This window comes from Pseudophaeobacter leonis (assembly GCF_002087335.1).
Classification (GTDB): domain Bacteria; phylum Pseudomonadota; class Alphaproteobacteria; order Rhodobacterales; family Rhodobacteraceae; genus Pseudophaeobacter; species Pseudophaeobacter leonis.
This window is the reverse complement of sequence record NZ_MWVJ01000126.1, coordinates 1-2,205: the sequence shown is the minus strand read 5'-3', so window position 1 is coordinate 2,205 and position 2,205 is coordinate 1. Positions and strand designations below refer to the sequence as shown.

The 2,205-nt window shown below is 60.5% G+C and carries 2 protein-coding genes and 1 pseudogene; 1 reads left to right on the top strand and 2 read right to left on the bottom strand.

The window, feature by feature from the left end; translation table 11 throughout:
* Positions 1-602, bottom strand: a 602-nt coding sequence (hemH, locus tag B4968_RS22420; protein ID WP_083101394.1) for a ferrochelatase, incomplete at its 3' end; no start/stop codon positions are given.
* A 167-nt stretch (positions 603-769) separates the two neighbouring features.
* Positions 770-1,598, bottom strand: a pseudogene (locus B4968_RS22415) (methyltransferase domain-containing protein).
* Between the two features lie 13 nt (positions 1,599-1,611).
* Here B4968_RS22415 and B4968_RS22410 point away from each other — a divergent pair.
* Complete coding sequence (locus B4968_RS22410) at positions 1,612-2,202, top strand: ComF family protein (protein ID WP_420916590.1); 591 nt, start codon at positions 1,612-1,614, stop codon at positions 2,200-2,202.
* Positions 2,203-2,205 lie beyond the last annotated feature (3 nt).

Genomic DNA, 2,205 nt, shown 5'->3' with positions numbered 1-2,205 from the left:
CGCGCCAGTGCCTCGATATAGGCGGGTTCATCAAAATAGGGCGCGATGGTGCGGGCGGCGGGCTGCCAGGTTTCTTTCATCAGAGCGCGAAAGAACTCATCATTGGCGGTGCCGGAGGTGGCGCCGGCATAGTGGGGATAAAGCGGCACAAACAGGATTTTCTGACAGCCTGCCTCAACCATGGCGCGCACCTTGGACTGGGTCGACGGGTTGCCATAGCGGATGCAGAAATCGACCATGACCTGGTCGCCATAGCGCTGGGCCATAGCCTCGGCCATCTTTTCGGTCTGCTGTTTGGTGATGGTCATCAGGGGGCTTTCGCCCTTGTCGTGATTCCAGATCGATTTATAGGCCGCGCCCGATGAAAAGGGCCGTTTTGTCAGGATGATCAGTTGCAACAAAGGCTGCCACTTCCAGGCGGGGTAGTCGATCACCCGCTTGTCCGACAGGAACTCACCCAGATAGCGGCGCATTGGCCAGTAGCTGTAATCATCAGGTGTGCCGAGGTTGGCCAGAAGGATACCGACCTTTTCGCCCTTGATCTTTGGGTGATCAGCTGGCGCGTGGGCGGGGCAGGTGGCGGGGGCGGAAGAATCCAACATAGGGGCGGTGGTCCTGTATCTGCGGCAAAGCTTTGCTTGTGGAAACCATGGCGAAAGTCACAATCTGCCATCAGTTTTCATACTACGGGGTCAAAGGCCAATTGGATCATATTGGCGCAGTGATTTGTTTTTCTTATCGCTCGGGTCGCGGAGGCGCGGCTAGGAGATCAGTCAGGCAGCTTGGTTTCTGGTACCTTCAGGGCCTCAGAGAGGCGCATCTTGGCAGAGCCGGGGCGCAGCGGCTGCTGCTGGCTGTCTGACGGCGACCAGCCGGTGAGGCAGACCAGCTCAAAGGTTGCGGGTAGTTTGCCGTTTGGCAGGCCAAAGTGTTCTTGGTAGATGGCTTCGGTCTGGGCAAACAGCGCCCGGGGGCTGAGGTGTTTCAGGCGCTGGCTAAGGGCATTGCCCTCGCCCATGGCGCGCAGATCCCGCATCAGATGCAGACTGTCGCGGTATTGCGCAGTGAGCGGCACAACATCGGCCACCGGCAGGGCAAAGCCCGCCCGTTGCAGCAGCCCGCCCAGATCCGCACTTCTCCCATCGGTGAGATACGCGGCGACAAGCCGCCTGAGACAAGCGCCGCGGCCTCACGGGGGCGGCGCGCAGCTCGTGCAGGGTGCGCCCGCCGAGGGTGATGGCCAGCAGCAACCCGTCCTCGCGCAAAGCGCGGCGACACTGAATGAGCTGTCCAACCGGATCATTGGCCCAATGCAGCCCCATGGCATGCACCACCAGATCATGGGTCCCGGGGGTGAGGTCCAGAACGTCGTCATCGTGGACAATTTTGGCATCTTGCAGGGAATCGCGCCAAACTTCAGCAAAAGGAGTCACAATTGCCGGACTCGTAAAGGTCCTGTTAACTAAGCTTAAGCGATCTTCAACTTCGTCCCTTGCCAGGTCGTGAAGGAATAGGGCCGCGCGCTGGTGGCGGGCGCGATGGTTTCTCAGGGCCTGAGGATCAAACAGCTCTGGCTGTGATTTGGGTGCTTGCGTCATAGGAGTTCTTTAGATGCTGCGCGCGTCGTTTCAAACCGCTGTTTCACTTGTTTATCCGCCCAAATGTCTGGGCTGTGATGAATTGGTTGAGCAGGACTTCGGTCTGTGCGGCTCCTGCTGGAGGGATGCGCATTTTATCAGCGGCACGGTCTGCGAAGGCTGTGGCCAGCCTCTGCCCGGGGATACGGATGGGTTTCGTCTGGACTGCGATGAATGCATGTCAACGCCGCGCCCCTGGAGCCAGGGACGTGCTGCGCTGCTGTATAAGGACAAGGCGCGCAAGCTGGTGATGGCGCTGAAACATGGCGACCGCGCAGATCTGGCGGCGCCCGCAGCCGGCTGGATGCAGCGGGCGTCGGGGCCGCTGCTGCGGGACAATCCGCTGCTCTGCCCGGTGCCGCTGCACTGGTCGCGCCTGATAAAGCGGCGGTATAATCAATCCGCCTTGATTGCCGAAAACCTGTCACGGCTTGCCCAGCTGGACCACTGCCGGATATGTTGCGACGAATCAAGGCCACGCCAAGCCTGGAGGGCAAAACCCGGGCGCAGCGCTTTGCGGTCCTGCAGCGCGCAATTGTCGCCCATCCGCGTCACCGGGCTCTGATGC

Excerpts from the sequence above, each read along its gene's own strand:
- B4968_RS22410 (WP_420916590.1), top strand. The coding sequence starts at position 1,612 with ATGCTGCGCGCGTCGTTTCAAACCGCTGTTTCACTTGTTTATCCGCCC.